Origin of the sequence: Pseudomonas sp. P7548 (genome assembly GCF_013386585.1) — a bacterium.
In the GTDB taxonomy this organism is placed as follows: Bacteria; Pseudomonadota; Gammaproteobacteria; order Pseudomonadales; family Pseudomonadaceae; genus Aquipseudomonas.
Genome location: NZ_JACARO010000226.1, coordinates 1 through 469, shown reverse-complemented (window position 1 = coordinate 469; position 469 = coordinate 1). Strand labels below are relative to the sequence as shown.

The following is a 469-nucleotide window of genomic DNA, read 5'->3' as shown; positions in this document are numbered from 1 at the left end:
GTGCAAGGGGTGGGCGTCAGCCGGTAGGCGATTCCATCGGAGCCATGCCTTCCCGGGCCTTGCGCGCTACGCGGAAGGCTTCGACGCCCGCCGGAATGCCGCAATACACCGCGATTTGCACCAGGGCTGCGCGCAATTCCTCATCGGTCAAACCGTTGCGCAGGGCGCCGCAAAAATGCACCCCGAACTCCTCCATGCGCCCCAGCGCCGCGAGCATGCCCAGGTTGAGCAGGCTGCGTTGCTTGAGGTCCAGGGCGTCGTCGGTCCAGACCATGCCCCAGCAATATTCATTCAACACGTCTTGGAACGGCCGCGAGAAATCGTCGGCCCGGCCCAGGGCCTGCTCGACGTAGGCGTCTCCTAGCACGTGGCGGCGTACGCGCTCGCCACTGGCTTGCAATGACTTATCCATGGTGGGTCTCCGAATCGGTTAAAAAGTCGCGCATCAACGCCGCCACTTGCTGCGGCG

The 469-nt window shown here is 64.2% G+C and carries 1 protein-coding gene; it reads right to left on the bottom strand.

From position 1 onward, the window contains the following. Positions 1–16 precede the first annotated feature (16 nt). Positions 17–412: a carboxymuconolactone decarboxylase family protein gene (locus tag HX803_RS32435; protein WP_178926123.1), complete on the bottom strand. Its 396-nt coding sequence runs from the start codon at positions 410–412 to the stop codon at positions 17–19. Between the last annotated feature and the right edge of the window lie 57 nt (positions 413–469).

Excerpts from the sequence above, each read along its gene's own strand:
- HX803_RS32435 (WP_178926123.1), bottom strand. The coding sequence starts at position 412 with ATGGATAAGTCATTGCAAGCCAGTGGCGAGCGCGTACGCCGCCACGTG.